The organism is Paenibacillus ferrarius (assembly GCF_002027705.1).
GTDB lineage: Bacteria > Bacillota > Bacilli > Paenibacillales > NBRC-103111 > Paenibacillus_E > Paenibacillus_E ferrarius.
Genome location: NZ_MBTG01000034.1, coordinates 271,958 through 287,195 on the forward strand (window position 1 = coordinate 271,958; position 15,238 = coordinate 287,195).

General features: G+C 45.9%; 11 protein-coding genes. 10 read left to right on the plus strand and 1 reads right to left on the minus strand.

Features of this window, described 5'->3' with window-relative positions; all coding sequences use genetic code 11:
* Positions 1 to 14: 14 nt before the first annotated feature.
* From BC351_RS29575 to BC351_RS29610, 8 genes are all read left to right on the plus strand, one after another.
* Positions 15 to 5,537 carry a glycoside hydrolase family 99-like domain-containing protein gene (locus BC351_RS29575; RefSeq protein ID WP_079417769.1) on the plus strand — a complete coding sequence of 1,841 codons (5,523 nt, stop codon included), beginning with the start codon at positions 15 to 17 and terminating at the stop codon, positions 5,535 to 5,537.
* A gap of 701 nt (positions 5,538 to 6,238) precedes the next feature.
* On the plus strand, positions 6,239 to 7,651 hold the full coding sequence (locus tag BC351_RS29580) for an AraC family transcriptional regulator (RefSeq protein ID WP_079417771.1): 1,413 nt from the start codon (positions 6,239 to 6,241) through the stop codon (positions 7,649 to 7,651).
* Positions 7,537 to 8,025: an ABC transporter substrate-binding protein gene (locus tag BC351_RS29585; RefSeq protein WP_244209221.1), complete on the plus strand. Its 489-nt coding sequence runs from the start codon at positions 7,537 to 7,539 to the stop codon at positions 8,023 to 8,025. The genes BC351_RS29580 and BC351_RS29585 overlap by 115 nt, the downstream gene beginning before the upstream one ends.
* Positions 8,026 to 8,122: 97 nt before the next feature.
* Positions 8,123 to 9,139 (plus strand): ABC transporter substrate-binding protein, encoded by a 1,017-nt coding sequence (locus tag BC351_RS29590; RefSeq protein WP_079417773.1) that lies wholly within the window; start codon positions 8,123 to 8,125, stop codon positions 9,137 to 9,139.
* Between the two features lie 192 nt (positions 9,140 to 9,331).
* Positions 9,332 to 10,597 carry an FAD-binding protein gene (locus BC351_RS29595; protein WP_079417774.1) on the plus strand — a complete coding sequence of 422 codons (1,266 nt, stop codon included), beginning with the start codon at positions 9,332 to 9,334 and terminating at the stop codon, positions 10,595 to 10,597.
* A gap of 34 nt (positions 10,598 to 10,631) precedes the next feature.
* The gene (locus tag BC351_RS29600; protein ID WP_079417775.1) at positions 10,632 to 11,351 is read left to right on the plus strand and encodes a gamma-glutamyl-gamma-aminobutyrate hydrolase family protein; all 720 of its coding nucleotides are present in this window, start codon (positions 10,632 to 10,634) and stop codon (positions 11,349 to 11,351) included.
* A gap of 43 nt (positions 11,352 to 11,394) precedes the next feature.
* Positions 11,395 to 12,435 carry a S66 family peptidase gene (locus tag BC351_RS29605; RefSeq protein WP_079417777.1) on the plus strand — a complete coding sequence of 347 codons (1,041 nt, stop codon included), beginning with the start codon at positions 11,395 to 11,397 and terminating at the stop codon, positions 12,433 to 12,435.
* A gap of 34 nt (positions 12,436 to 12,469) precedes the next feature.
* Positions 12,470 to 12,991, plus strand: coding sequence for a hypothetical protein (locus tag BC351_RS29610; RefSeq protein WP_079417779.1), 522 nt, complete (start codon positions 12,470 to 12,472; stop codon positions 12,989 to 12,991).
* A gap of 727 nt (positions 12,992 to 13,718) precedes the next feature.
* On the opposite strand, the gene BC351_RS29620 is transcribed toward BC351_RS29610, so the two are convergent.
* Positions 13,719 to 14,072 carry a DoxX family protein gene (locus BC351_RS29620; protein WP_079417783.1) on the minus strand — a complete coding sequence of 118 codons (354 nt, stop codon included), beginning with the start codon at positions 14,070 to 14,072 and terminating at the stop codon, positions 13,719 to 13,721.
* A 144-nt stretch (positions 14,073 to 14,216) separates the two neighbouring features.
* Here BC351_RS29620 and BC351_RS29625 point away from each other — a divergent pair, with 144 nt between their 5' ends.
* Complete coding sequence (locus BC351_RS29625) at positions 14,217 to 14,564, plus strand: winged helix-turn-helix transcriptional regulator (protein ID WP_079417785.1); 348 nt, start codon at positions 14,217 to 14,219, stop codon at positions 14,562 to 14,564.
* A 38-nt stretch (positions 14,565 to 14,602) separates the two neighbouring features.
* A complete protein-coding gene (locus BC351_RS29630; protein ID WP_079417787.1) occupies positions 14,603 to 15,187 on the plus strand; it encodes a hypothetical protein in 585 nt (194 codons plus the stop codon).
* Positions 15,188 to 15,238 lie beyond the last annotated feature (51 nt).

Genomic DNA, 15,238 nt, shown 5'->3' on the forward strand with positions numbered 1-15,238 from the left:
AGGGGGCAAGTGATATGAGGCCAAGGCGCAGGTTCATAGCGATCCTTATGTTGGTATGCATGTTGTCCACGTTAATCGTAAATCCAGGGGAAGCTTCTACGGTTTATGCCGATCCGACAGCTTCTCCGGACAAAGCGGAATATATCTTGGATGAAGATTTTTCTAACCTCGCCACCTCCTATGAGCCTACGGATATTGTACCCAGTGGTTGGGATGTGAAAAGGGCGGGGGGCGCCATCTCCTACAGCTTCAACAGTTGGTTCAAAATCAGTGATACCAGTGATGTGCTTCCCGTATCCATGAACAAAAAAATCCGCTCCCAGCACAGCGGGACCTTTACTCTGGAGTACCGCTTTAAGATGCCAGCTGTCGTTAACGGCGTAAAATGGCAGCTTCGCAGCGGAGTCACCGAAGGGGTTAGCCTTGGGGTGAAGAATGGCAATCTAGTACTTGAATCCAGCGATGCCAGTTACAGTCTTCAGACGATTAATGCGAATACGGAATATGGGGTTAAAGTCATCGTTAATTTGGACACAAAAAAAGTTCAGATTTATGTAAACGGTTTATTGAAGGCATCGGAGAAGAATTTTACTCATGATGTGGCATTGATAGACAACTTTCTCGTTACTACAGGTGATGTTACAACGGGAGAGCTGTTTTTCGCTCCGGTGAAGATTTACAAAGGGTATGCCATTAATGAAAGGTTTCTTTCAATGGTTCAAGGTCCCTTGCCTGAGGATTGGCAGTCACAGACGAATGGCGGTGTGATCGCCGTGGAGAAGATGGATAATGCCAAGCCGCCGGATGTGTTTAGTCTGAAAATGAACGCAGCTCAAGCTGCTTCAGCTATGCGTATAGACAAATCCATTCCAGCTCAGGAAGGAAGTTTGATTTTTGAGTATAAAATATTTATGCCAGTCAAGATGGACGATTTCTCAGCAGCCCTAAAAAAGGAAGACACAACAGTTTTCCAGTGGCTTACCAAGGACGGCAAATTCGCCTATAAAAACACAAGTGGTCAAACAGTGGGTTTTTACGACTATATCCCTAACCTGTGGTATCATGTGAAGCTTAAACTGAATACAGAGACAGGCAAAGCAGATCTGTATTTGAACGGCAAATTGAAAGTGGAACAAATCGATGTCCCATTGAGCCCAGTTGACCATGTTGTTTTTTCAATCGAAGGCGCCAATAGAGGAAGTATGTCCTTGGATGATATTCTCCTGTATCACGAGGCGGCAGAGCCACAGGATTATGTGCCCGCACCTGTCCCGGTGCCACCCAGTGGCGAGTTAGTAGGAACTCAAGCTTGTTCCTTGTGGAGAGAGGGGCAGCACCTCGGGTGGGATCGCATCAATCCTTATCCAGAAAGGGTGCCATATCTTGGATTTTATGATGAAGGCAACCCGGAGGTCGCCGATTGGGAAATCAAATGGATGGCTGAACATGGCATTAACTTCCAGATGTATTGCTGGTACAGACCAACAGGCACGGAAGGGAAGCCGATCAAGGAGCCTCGCTTGGGTGCGGCGCTTCATGATGGTTATTTTAATGCCAAATACAGCAATAAAGCCGATTTCATGATCATGTGGGAGGCTTCTTCGTCCAAAGTTAGCGGGAGCGCCGATTTCCGGAACAATGTCGTGCCGTACTGGATGGAATATTACTTCAAAGATCCCAGATATGTCGTCATTGATAATAAGCCTGTCATTGGGATATTCAGTTATTCCGGTTTGAAACGGAATTTTGGCGGTACGGCGGCGGGGGTTAAAGCGGAAGTGGACTATTTGAGACAGGCGTGCAAAGATGCCGGCTTCGATGATGTCATTATTTTGATCTCCAATTCAAGCGCTGACCCTGCTGTTATCGAAGAAATGAAGACCGAAGCGGGACTGGATGCGATGTTTTCCTACTCATGGGGAGCTTATGCAGGCAAGGAAGAATTGCAGAAGACAAAGCTTGAGCAGCAAAGAGATGCTGGTTCCATGGATGTCGTTCCCGTTGTCAGCATGGGGAGGGATGATCGCGCTTGGGATGGTCCTGCCGGATATTATGCGTCGCCTGCCGAGTTTCAGTCAACGGGGCAATGGGTGAAAGATACCTTTGTGCCATCCTTGCCAGCCAATAGTGTGGGCCGGAAAATGGTTCTCTTGGACAACTGGAATGAGTATGGAGAAGGCCACTTTATTATGCCTGCTGGACTTCATGGTTTCAATTATCTGAATGCCGTACGCAGCGTGTTTACGGAAGGCGGAGAACATTCGGATGCGATGCCTACTGAGGCGCAGAAACAAAGACTCCGGGGCTTGTATCCCGAGGGGCGGATTGTGCCTCCCAAAACGGTGGAAGTTCCGCCGATCACGGAGACCACACCGCTAACTTACAGCAAGTTGTGGGATTTTAACACAGATGGGGACACTCAGGGCTGGACGGTTGCGAAGCAAGTGTCTCATGTGACCGTTAGTGGAGGCCACTATTCGGGTACATCGACGGGCAGCGATCCAGGCATCCATTCGCCGGCTGGCTTAGGCCTATCTGCAGAAGACAATCCATATATCCATATCCGCATGAAAAATAGCTCCAGTGATACGGCCGGGCAGATTTATTTCATTACGGAAACCGATAAAACATGGAGTGAAGCCAAAGGAATTGGTTTATTTATAAAACCAAATGACAGCGGTTACACAGACTATTATGTTCCCATGTGGAGCAATAAGAAATGGACGGGAAGCATTGAAGCCATCCGGTTCGATCCCCTGACAACGACAGGTGATTTCAGCATTGACCAGATCGGAATCATCAACGTCCCCCTAACGGGTGTGAAGATGCGTCTGAACGGGCAACCGATGAAAACCGTAACACCGCTGGAAATGAGGGATGGCAGCGTCATGCTGCCGCTGGCCGAAGTTCTGGCGAAGGATGGGATACTGGCAGAACGGGATGATACTGGCGCCATCCTTGCTGTCAAGAATGGCATCGTTATTCGGGTCATACCAGATCAGCTTACCGCTTATAAAGGAAATACGGCTGTAACTTTGCAGCATATTCCTGTAGCGTCCAGCTATGACCTGCTTGTTTCATCTGATGCGCTCAAAGAATTGTTTGGATACAACACATCATGGGATGCGCTTGCGGAAACTTTGTATGTTTCAGGCCCCTTCAAACTAACAGGAGATAATCTGTTGACAGACCCGGGGATGGAAATGAGCACGCTTGCCTACTCCGGCGAAAGAGTCGCCATGGAGCTAAGCACCACGGAGTCTCATTCCGGCCATCAGTCTGTGAAAATCACCAAGGATTATGCCTATGGGAAAATACTTTTCCCCGGCGTAGAGAATGGGAAAGAATACTATTACTCGGCTTGGGGCAAGTTGGCTGCCGGCTCCACAGCGGGGGAGAAACTCCGGATTTGCTTGCAGTACAAAGTGAACGGAGAAACCAAACAAGTGGTCATGGTCACGGGGCCAGCTATGGATGCCTCCACCTGGAAAAAGGCAGAAGGGTATTTTAAGCTGAATGAAACTGGCAATATTACGAATTTGACGATGTATATCTATACGGATTTTCCGGCAGCCGCAGACAGCTATTATTTGGATGACGTGGAGATCCGTCCAGTGACTTATGCCAATGATCCAATTCCAGCTAAAGTGTCGGGAATCAGTTTGAATAAAACAGCGATAGAGATGAGTCCTGGAACGACCTCAAGGCTAAAGGCGGCAATACTGCCACTTAACGCGGTGGAAAGATCAGTTGTGTGGAGCTCGAGCAATCCAGAAGTGGCCATCGTAGACGTGAATGGGGCTGTTTATGGGAAAAAAGAGGGAATCGCTCAAATTACGGTTACAACTGTAGATGGCGGGAAAACGGCTGCTTCCTCTGTCACCGTCCGATCAGGCGTTCATGAAACGGTTACTTTGACCGTTAAGTCTGACGGAAGCGGCGATTTCCTCTCTCCCAAATTGGCTAATGACAGCATCCAGGATAGCAGCTCTGCGAAGCCGTATGTCATTGAAATCTATCCAGGCGTATATACGGAGAAAAATTGGGTGGTGAAGCCATATACCACGCTGCGAGGAACCGACAGAGATCAAGTTATCCTGAAGGGAGAGAACGCTGCCTCAGCCACGAACAGTGAAATTACCAATCAATCGACGCTATGGTTGAAGGCAACAGCCAATCTGGAGAATCTCACAGTTACTGCCAAAAACATGCGATATCCGATTCACAGCGAAGACAATGGCAATAACAAGGATGCGATCCATATCGTGAAAAATGCTCATATCGAGCATTACGGCAATCTGGAAGCAGTCGATTATCGAAAGAGCTGGGTGGCTGCGCATCCGGGAATTACGCCACCGGACGACTTAGATCCGGCTAAAGTATGGGGAGGAATCAGCGGGGTTGGTTCCCACGCTTGGGGGTATGGCTCCGCCAGCGGTGTAACGGAAATTGTGTATGGCAGTACTTTTGTGTCCAAAGCTGATGGCTGGTATGTGCACAATCGGGAGGATTTCACCAAACCACAGATCAATGTCATCAACAACAGCAAAATTGTTTCTACGGAAACTTTGAAGCCAATTATGATCGAATCGTTAGGCAGCGGGACCCGAGATGAGGTTATCTTCAATGACACCGAGATTATAGGCACTTATATGGTTCAGGACGATTTGCCTTGGATTACCCAAAAGCCGGAAAATCAATATGCCAACCATGCGGATTATCGAGTTACTTTGAACAACAGCACACCTATTGGCTATTCGGATGAGCACCGGGGAAGAGCGCTGGCCATATTCAGCAAGTCGACTGGCAGCAGTTCCAGTGTATGGGTCAGCGGCAGTGCTGTGCCGGCTCTTCTGGGGTCGTATGAAACCCGGGACGGAGGCGGTGGGCTGAGCGGCTATTTATACGGGTATTGGGATATTTCCGGGATCAAAGTAGGCCTTAACACCAACATTGATGTTAATAATACGCTTGGCAGAAGGCTGGGGGATTGCACGTTCCTGAACCAAACACTGCAAGTGACATTTGAAGATGGAACAACCAAAACAATCGTATTTAATGAGAATTATACGAATCAGCCCAACGCCTATATTGTAGCGCAAATGAATAACGTTCTGGGAGCTTCAGGAAGAACGGCGGAGTATAACGTCACAGGGACGGAATACTATCCACAGGTGCCAGATAAGCAGCTGACCTTGCAAAATCATACAGCTGTGGGCATTCCCCGATTTGCAGCCGTGCGTTATGATACGGACACTAACACGCTGCGGCTCATGAGCGCCGGTGATTCTGCTGAGAGCTTTGTAGGCATCACGCTGGAGCGGATCATACCAGGGAAGTCGGGAAGAGTGCTGACAGAGGGGATTATGAAGAAAAGCCAATTGAACGGATTCACGGGAACTCTGGCGAAAGGCACTCCGATCTCTATCGGCACGCAAGCTGGAACCTTCATGATTGGAAGCTCCAGTCAACCTGCACTTCTTGTGGGCATACAGACAGATTGGGCTTATTTTAAAGGGAATAGAGATCAGAATTAAGGAAACGAAGACGCATCTTCTCTTTCGGGGGGAGAGCGTCTTTTTTAGAATAATAAAGTATAAATTTTGCGTGGATTTAAGGGGTTCTACCTTTTTAGTTTTTGGGTTTCTGAACGATGTGTTCATGCGGAGAAACGGAAGGAGTGGAGCCGGGTCTTGTCTGGGGACGTATGTCAAGTCAACCATCGACAGGTTATCTTGACAATCGACGAAGGTCTAAGAGACATGTGTATAAATAAGCTATTTGGCATAATGAGATCCGCTAGCTTTGCAATCCCGCGGAGTTAAGGGAACGTGAAGCCGCGATACTAGCAAAATGTGTCATGATCGCGAGTTTGAGGGAACTACAGTACGCTATAATTCTGAAAACCACCATATTCCACGCCAAAGGGAACTACGATCCGCTATTTCATCATTTCTCCGTCGGAATCAGCAGGTTCTGCTTAAATAGCAGACCTCAGTTCCCTTTCATGCTACGATTACCCCAGTTCCGGCCATTTAGCGGATCATAGTTCCTTTTCACACAACCCTCTCTGTCATTGCAAAGCCCAAAGGGAACTAGGATCGGCTAGATTGCTGAAAACCGTTATGAAGACGCTCATCTCTTAGGGCGACAAAGCCGCTTTTCTTATTATAGGAAGACCTCGTATAATAAGCATAGTACCCAACATAGTCACCAAAATGACGGAGGAAGAACCCTCATGTTTTTAAAGAAAAGCAGTTTTACAAGAAATGGAAAGTCTTATCTCTATTATAAAATCGTCAGCACCTACAAAGATGATACTGGAAAAAATAAGCACCGTGTCGTAAAGCATCTGGGCAAGCTAACGGACGAAGAGGCAGCCGAGGTGCGTCAGGTATTGAAGGAACAGGGACAGCGGCAAGCCGGACAGAAGGTTGGATCTGAGGAAAGTGAAGTCAGTCATTTGGCCGAGGTGCCGCAGGAAATTCCCGTATTCGTCTTATTGGATACGAAGCAGCTGATCTATGAACCTTTCGCTCAAAAAGAGTGGAATGTGACAGAAGTGGATATGCTGCTGCTCGTTCGTGAGGGGACTGGCGAGTTGTTCATGGATGGGAAGAAGGTCGTACTTAGGTACGGAATGGTTGTATATGCGCCCTCCGGCAGCGGGATGCATGTCGTTAATACGAGCAGCAGCCTGCTGCAGCTTGATCGGATTGCTTTTGATGTGTTGCAGCGAAGCAGCACGGCTGCGGATCGAGGCGCCTATCTTCCGCATAAGATGCAGCGTATGTTTCAAGAGCCGATTCAACTGCAAACGCCATATTGGGCGCTTCAGATATCGAAGGAACTGAGTGCGATGCAAGTGAGTGGACAACCGGAAGGAATGTTCAAGCGGCAGCTATTATTTTATACAATGATGGGTCGGATTGTTCGCCATACAAGCGAAGAGCGACCGCTGGAAACGCACAATGTCATTACACATGCGGTTTCCCTCATCGATCAGCATTATCGGGATGATTTGACACGTGATCAGATCGCCGAGCAGCTTGGCATTAGCCCTGAGCATTTCTCCCGATTGTTCAAAAAAGAGAAAGGCATGAGCTTTATCGACTATTTGCTCCATCTTCGCATTGAGAAATCGCGTGAGCTGCTGCTGCTCTCCCAATTCAATCTGAAAGAAATTGCCGAGGAAACAGGCTTCCAGAGTCAATATTATTTCAGCCGGAAATTTAAACAATTAGTTGGCGTTTCACCTAGCGCGTACCTGCTCCAGCCCAAAAAATATGTGTCGCTGGATGCTTGCATGACGTCAAGCCTGCTTAGCTTGGGCGTCGTTCCGCGTGTTGGCATCATGAACCCCTGGATGTCGGCGCATTACCAGAGCTTGCTCAGTCAAGCGGAGTTCAAGCCGATTGAGGGCTTGGATGAGCAAAGCGCAGAAGCTGTCACGGAGCTGCAGCCAGATCTCATTTTCTGTAATATCCATAAGCAGGATATGAATTGGATACGCAGCTTCGCTTCATTGCGGATGTTGTGGGCAAGCAGCGGGAGGCGGAAGTATGGCTGCAAGCGTTCGATCAGCACATTGCTGCGGCCAGAGAGCGGCTTGGACGTTGTCTATCTGCACAGGACACCTTCATCATCATGAAGATTGTCTCCGGCAAAATCTATATTTACGGTGATTTGAGAAGTATGGGCGGGCCTATGCTCTATCAAGGTTTACAGTTGTCGCCGCCGCCAATCGTCAAGGAGCAGATCATCGATGCGAAGCTGCTGAACCGCTGCGTATCGCTGTCTGAACTAGGCGAATACTCTGCAGATCATGTTTTCCTGATTAACTATGAATCTAATTGGCTGGCAAGCGGAGAATCGTTCAAAGCGCATCCGAACTGGAAGAAATTCGCTGCCGTTCGCAAAAATCAGGTCTACGAAGTCAATCCTGATGTCTTCTATGGCTTTGATCCGCTTTCCTTAAAGCTTCAATTGCAAGAAATTGTTGATCGGCTTTCATCACAATTGTAGGGAATAATCGTCATGAATGTGTATGGACGACATGAGGAGCTGATTGATATGATTCCAGTGAGAACTATTATCATTATCAAAGGGGGAGATATACAGCATGATCGTCAAGAAAACATGGTTAACCGTAGGGATGACAGCTTTGCTGCTCGTTATGAGCGCTTGCGGCAGCGGTACAGATACAACAAGCTCCAACAAGACAGCTTCGCAAGCAACAACAACCCCAGCGGCGGCAACTGCTCAAGCAGAAGCGACGGCTTCAGCGCCGAAGACATATGCAGCGAAAACAGCGAAGGGCGATGTGACAATTCCGGCTTCACCTAAGCGTGTTGCAGCTGCTTATTATCACGGAACATTGGCCGCATTAGGCATTACGCCTATCGGTGCCAGCAAGGAATGGTGGATGGGCAGCCCGTTCCTCAAGGAGCAAGAAGCCAAAATGGAGGATATTGGTTCGCCGGCTTCTTTGGAAAAGGTGACTTCCATGAACCCTGATTTAATTGTCATCAACGGATTCTCAGAGGAGAATTACGATAAATTTTCGAAAATTGCCCCAACCGTTTTTATCCCTTATACCGCATATAAAAATGTCAGAGAAGAAATGAAACTGCTCGGCGATACATTCGGTCGACAGAAGGAAGCCGCAGATTGGTTGGCTAAATATGAACAGAAAGCCAAAGAGAGTCGCGAGAAGATAAAAGCTTCGGTCAAAGAGGGCGAATCGGCTGTCATTATCAATGTTCGCGAGAAGAAGATTTCGCTGCTCGGTGATAACTATGGACGCGGCGGCGAAGTCATTTATAATATGCTGAAGCTGAAGGTGCCTGATTTTGTTCAAAAGCAAGCCATTGACAGCGGCAAACAGCTAGTCGAAATCTCGATGGAGACATTGCCGACTTATGCGAATACGGATCATATTTTTATCTGTATGAATGCCGGAACAACGGAAGAGCAGGTGAAAGCTATTCTGGATAGTCCAATCTGGAAGACGCTTCCCGCTGTGAAGAACAATAAAGTGCACATTTTGGACTATAATACTTATCTATATTACGATCCAATCTCCATTCTCGGGCAAGCGGATTTAATCACAGATATGCTAGTTAAGAGCGGTTCTTAGCGTTAATGATGAATTCCTGCGTTTCTGCATGCTTTTTTGGCCTTTCCTAGATTCGAGAATGGAAAAGCTCAAAAACTTGCCTGATCGCAGGTTTTTTCGTTTTGTCAGTCGATTTCGTTGAACATGGAGCAACTTATAGAAAATATGATAAAATCAACGTATCAAAGATTTGGAAGGAGTGCGAAGACAGGTATGGAGAATAATCGAAATTGGGCTGGCAATTACAGGTATAGCGCTGCTGAACTTCATGTTCCTACGAGCGTGGAACAAGTACAAGAATTGGTGGCAAGCAGCAAACAAATCAAGGTGCTTGGCACGAGGCACTCATTTAATAGCATTGCCGATTGCACCGAAAGTCTTCTCTCCCTTCAGAATCTTAACCAAGTGATCGGATTAGACCGTGTGAACCATCAAGTAACGGTTGAAGGCGGGATCCGCTATGGTGATCTCTGTCAATATCTACATAACAATGGCTATGCGCTTCACAATCTGGCGTCGCTGCCGCATATTACCGTCGCTGGCGCCTGTGCGACAGCAACGCATGGCTCAGGGGATCGGAACGGCAATCTGGCTACCGTGGTAGCTTCTATGGAGATCGTTCAGGCGGATGGGAACGTGGTTGTGTTCTCTCGTGGGCAGCAAGACGGTGGTGTCGCAGGCGCAGCCGTTGGACTTGGAGGCTTGGGCGCAGTCACGAAAATGACACTGGATGTGATTCCAGCTTTTCAGATGAGCCAGCATGTTTACGACAATCTGCCTCTAGTGCAGTTGGAAGAACACTTCGCTGATATTTTCTCTAGCGGCTATAGTGTCAGCTTATTCACTGATTGGAAGCAGGCTAATTTCAATCAAGTCTGGCTGAAGCGGAAACTGAATCATCAGGCTGCTGATCAAGCGGAATCCGAGTTTTTCGGCGCGAAACTTGCCGCCTCGCCACGGCATCCGGTGCCTGGACATACCGCCGTGAATTGCAGCGAGCAGTTGGGCATCCCGGGACCCTGGCACGAACGATTGCCGCACTTTCGGATGGAGTTCACCCCGAGTGCTGGAGAAGAGCTGCAAAGCGAGTATTTCGTGCCGCGAACAGAAGCCTATTCTGCCTTGTGTGCGCTTGCGCGTATTCGGGAGCATATAGCACCGCTCTTGTATGTTTCGGAGGTTCGCACCATTGCCGAAGACCATTTGTGGATGAGCCCCTGTTACAAACAGGAGTCGGTTGCTATTCATTTTACTTGGAAACCCGATTGGGACGCCGTGCGGCGGGTGCTGCCCTTGATCGAAAAGCAGCTTGCGCCATTCAAGGCTCGTCCACATTGGGGGAAGCTGTTTACGATGCCGCCCGCGCAGGTGCAGTCGCATTACGAGAAGCTGCCTGATTTTCAAAAGCTGCTCCATAAGTGTGATCCTCAAGGGAAGTTCCGCAACGCCTTTTTGACTGACTATGTGGTGGGAAACTAAAAAGAGAGAAGTTAACTTCGGGAGGAATGGGAACTTGAGAAAACCGATGATAGGCGTTTTGCCTTTGTATGATAAAAGCAAAGACAGCTATTGGATGCTGCCGGGCTACATGAAAGGCATTGAAGAAGCCGGCGGCATCCCCGTCATACTGCCGATGACATCAGATAGAGACGTTATTTTGACACTAGCAGAATCGTTTGACGGGTTTCTTTTTACCGGAGGCCATGATATTAACCCCCTCATTTATGGCGAACAAGAAGATGAGGTCTGTGGAGAGCTGTGTGAGGCAAGGGATGTTTTGGAAAGCGTGCTTTTTGAACAAGTCGTACAATTGAATAAACCGGCATTTGGCATTTGTCGTGGCCTGCAATTATTCAATGCTTTGCTAGGCGGCACCCTCTATCAGGATATTCCAACTCAGCGAGGATCAGATAGTCAGGTGACGCATAAACAGGAACCGCCATATACGCTGCCCATTCATCATGTCTACATTGATAAAGGAAACGCGCTGCATCAGATCATCGGAAAAGAATCAGTTAGCGTAAATAGCTATCATCATCAGGGGATTAAGGCATTGTCAGAGCAGTTAGTGGCTGTTGCCCAGGCTGAAGATGGTTTAATAGAAGCGGTCATCATGCCAGAAAAAAAGTTTATCTTTGCAGTGCAATGGCATCCTGAATTCAGTTATCAGGCAGATGACTTCAACTTTAAATTATTCGTTCAATTTGTGAAGTCATGCGAGTCAGAGTGGTGAGGTAATGCAAGGAAATAAGCGGGTAATTAGGGAGGCAGCGAAAGTGATAAAACCTAAAAGATTGGGGCCAGGTTCAAAAATTGCAATTGTATCGCCTTCAAGTGGATTGCCTTATTTGTTCCCCGATATTTATGAGCTTGGATTAAAAAATCTTCAAGAAGTTATGGGTTTCGAAGTCGTAGAAATGAGAGGCGCGAGAATGTCTCCAGATGATTTATATCGAAATCCGCAGCTTCGGGCCAATGATATGAACGAATGCTTCCAGAATGATGAGATAGATGGCATAATTACTTCCATTGGCGGTTACGAATCAATTCGAATTTTACCATTTCTAGATACGGAACTGATGATCAACAATCCCAAATTTATAATGGGGTTCTCAGATGCCACGACCTTTCTAACCTATTTAAATCAGTTAGGTATGGTGACATTTTATGGCCCCTCCATTATGGCTGGGTTAGCTCAATTGAAGCATCTTCCTGCTGCGTATACCGAGCATTTGAAAGCTATTTTATTCGCCAAATCATTTCCGTATACTTATACGCCTTTTCAGAAATGGTCAAATGGATACCAAGATTGGAGCAACCTCGAGACGTTAGGCGAGTGCCAAGAATTTTACCCGAATGAAAATGGTTGGAGATTTCTACAAGGAAGCACCGTGGAACAAGGGCATTTGTGGGGCGGATGTATCGAAGTGTTAGAGTTCATGAAATCTACGAGCTATTGGGCGAAAGAATCGTTTTGGAAGGATAAGGTTTTGTTTTTCGAAACCTCAGAAGAGAAGCCTTTGCCGATGCAAGTTGGCTATATGCTGCGGAATTATGGCATGCAGGGAATATTCTCGAAAGTTAAAGGAGTCATGTTCGGAAGAGCGAAGGATTATACCGAAGAAGAGAATCAAAAGTTATATGAGATCGTTGTGAATGTTATTCAAGGCGAATTTGGCGCGGATAAGATACCGATCGTCGTTGATGTTGATTTTGGTCATACCGATCCTAAATTCGTTCTTCCCCTAGGGTGTAAAGTAGAATTAAATCCTCATACCAATGAAATTATTCTCTTGGAAAGCCCATTTGCTGAATAAGATGACTGGATTTACCAGATGGAGGGACTAAACGTTGGAGCCAGATATTAGAAATTTAGCAGCAGTAGCTGAAAAGCTCGAGCAATCGGGTATTCACTATTCACTAGGCGGCAGTGGCTTATTGTATAGCTTGGGTTTAACAAGCACAGTTCGTGACTGGGACGTCATGACTGAAGCGCCGAAGGATAGCGTATTGCACGCTTTACAGGACTACGATATAGAAGAAATTTCCAGTGGGGATTACCCTTTTGGAACGGAATATAAGCTCTTGATTCATCGAGTATCCCCACAGGTGGAAATCATTGGAGGAATGTCAATACATACGGGGCATGGTCTTTGCAAAATGCCAGCCCTTCCGGTTTCCAGTTGGAACGGCATTCAAGTCGGTAGTCCTGAGGTTTGGTATGTTGCTTATGCGCTAATGAATAGGATGGAGAAGGCAGATGCACTGCTTTCTTTTTTGAGAGAAACGGGCACAAATAAGCAAATTATCAAGTTGTTGCTGAATGAACCGCTTCCTGATGAGATTTTGAGTGAAATCAGGAATTTGAGCTAAGGGGTTAAGTAAGATTTGAAGCGTATAGGCGCTTTCAAGAATAGTGAAGGAGCTTGCCACTTGGCAGCTCCTTTTTTTTATGATTTTTTGGAAGAGGATGGGTTTGCCCCCTTTCTAAATGTGTTGTGCAAATGAATGGAGAGCAGGGGCCGTGCCATAGAGAAGGGATGAAGTGAAAAGCTGGTTTTATTGGATTATTTCCAGTGCTAGCTAGTTTGCAGAGCTTGAAAGAGAGTTTCACTGGAAAAACTCCAATGGATTATCTATAAAGCAGATGGTTTGAGGTTTAATGGGAATTTTCATTGGATAATTTCCAGTGCAAGCTGGCAATAAGCCCTTTGAGGGCTGATTTCAGTGGACAAATTCCAATGGGATTGATGAAAATTCACTTGATTTCTCATGACTTTTTCGTTTCTGGAACTAATCATTACGAATAATGAGATAAACGATCAGCCCTATGATTGGGAAAAACAACATTGCTAACAGGATAATGATTGCAAATTCCGTGTTTTTGCCTCTCCTTATGCTATCTCGATATGCCCATACACATAAAACGATGTGTACCACAAATAACGCTATGGATATTAAAAAAAATAATAAAATGAAACCTGAGCTAACTGCAAAACCAACGTTAGTATCCAAGTGTGCCCCCCTTTTCAAATGATTAGATGGTACGAAATCACCTGCCCCTACTTATCATAATAGTGTTTACATCGGCAATAAATACCTAAAAACGACTGATCGCCACAAACACAGCGAACGCAAAGAAGACGAAGTTCACGCTGATTTCTCGATATTCCTTGCGCTTAACATGAAAGAGGGCGCCGGCAAGTACGACTGCAGCAAGTCCTATTGCGGCGATTGGCGTCAACACAGGCCAGACATTTGCCACTTGAGGCAAAATGATTCCAAGTGCCCCCAATAATTCGACTAATCCAATAAAGAACACGAGCTCTTTTGGAACATCTTTTACCCATCCCCAAGCCGCTTTGGCTTTTTCATACTGAAATGCTTTCAACCATCCTGAGTAAACAAAACCTAGTGCTACCAGACCTTGAACGATCCATAACGCGACATTCATGAATGATGCCACCTCCTGATTACTTATTTGCTGCTTGATAAAGGTATAATAGACCTAGTCATTGATTTAAGGAAGTAGGCACTTTAATTAAACATAGTTAACAAAAAGTTACCTTAACAAAGCAAAGGGAAATGGGAGGATTTAATGAAATCGTATTGTAAGTTTGAATCGGCACTGGATATTTTGGTGGGAAAATGGAAGCCTGTCATTCTGCTGCAACTTATTTCGAACGGCATAATGAGATTCAGCGAGCTGCAAAGAGCAATACCGGATATAAATAAAAAAATGCTCACTCAACAATTAAGAGAACTTGAGTACAACGACATCGTTTATCGCAAGGTGTATAGCCAAGTTCCCCCGAAAGTGGAATACTCCATTTCAGACTATGGCAAAAGCTTAAGCACTGTGTTACAGGCACTGAACGATTGGGGTGAATCCCATAGCGAGCATATGATTGAACTATACGGAACAGATCGTTCAGAGAACAAGTAACGAAATAAGACGAGAAATATTACAATGAAGCGTGGGATTTGCTCAGTAAGCTAAAACAATCTGAACATCATAATCTCATTGCCGCTTTTCAGGAATTAGCCATGTTGAAGTCAAAGAATCGTCTTCTAGAGGCATACGAACTAGTGAATCAGGAATTGGTTGAATTCCCGTGGTATATTGAAATGCATGAAAATAGTATAGAATTGGGAACTGAGCTTGGAGATCGTGCTAGACAAGATCATGATTTCGGGAAAATGGCTCTTTACTGGGACCATTCTATGCAAGAATATAACGAAGTACTTCGAAAAAAAGAATTTCTTAAGACTTTACCAAAAGGCCAAAATCAAGGACGTAATTTTGACGTGACTCCTCAAATGGCATACAGTATCGGTCAAATTTACTTTATCAAAGGTAATTATGTAGATGCAGTAAATATGTTGAAACCTTTTGTTGGTACCAATTTTGACAGTTTAGTAACCAAAATGATTGACATATGGTATTTATCAGCCTTGCAAAAACAAGGACAAAACGATCAAGATTTGTATGATAAATTGGTTAGCGCAGATGCTTCAAATAAACAGCAAATTCAAGAGTTAGTTGCTTCGAATTTTATTACGAAGTAATAGTTGCATCCCACCCCCAGTAAGAGGGGATTAGTATTTGTGAAAATACGT

Coding starts and splice junctions, on each gene's coding strand:
- BC351_RS29575 (WP_079417769.1), top strand. CDS start 15: ATGAGGCCAAGGCGCAGGTTCATAGCGATCCTTATGTTGGTATGCATG.
- BC351_RS29580 (WP_079417771.1), top strand. CDS start 6,239: ATGTTTTTAAAGAAAAGCAGTTTTACAAGAAATGGAAAGTCTTATCTC.
- BC351_RS29590 (WP_079417773.1), top strand. CDS start 8,123: ATGATCGTCAAGAAAACATGGTTAACCGTAGGGATGACAGCTTTGCTG.
- BC351_RS29595 (WP_079417774.1), top strand. CDS start 9,332: ATGGAGAATAATCGAAATTGGGCTGGCAATTACAGGTATAGCGCTGCT.
- BC351_RS29620 (WP_079417783.1), bottom strand. CDS start 14,072: ATGAATGTCGCGTTATGGATCGTTCAAGGTCTGGTAGCACTAGGTTTT.
- BC351_RS29625 (WP_079417785.1), top strand. CDS start 14,217: ATGAAATCGTATTGTAAGTTTGAATCGGCACTGGATATTTTGGTGGGA.